1 protein-coding gene is annotated in these 228 nt (G+C 52.6%); it reads right to left on the reverse strand.

Annotated elements, in window-relative coordinates; translation table 11 throughout:
* A partial coding sequence (locus SB775_RS34605; protein WP_410865804.1) for a cbb3-type cytochrome c oxidase subunit I occupies window positions 1-228 on the reverse strand: 228 nt, incomplete at both ends.

Here is a 228-nt window from a genome sequence, read left to right on the forward strand (position 1 = left end):
CCGTCATCAGTGAAGGCACGATGACCATGAACGTCAAGACCACCTGCAGGAACTTCCAGAAGTTCGAGATGCCCGGTTCCGTCAATTGGTGGTGAAACCCGACCGGAATCGAAAACAGGATGAACAAGACGAACGCAAGACGCGCCAAGGAATCACTGAATACTTTCACGCCGAGCAGTTTCGGCACGATCGTATACCAGGCAATGTACGCCGGAAGCAGCCAGAAAT

The organism is Peribacillus sp. SIMBA_075 (assembly GCF_046534585.1).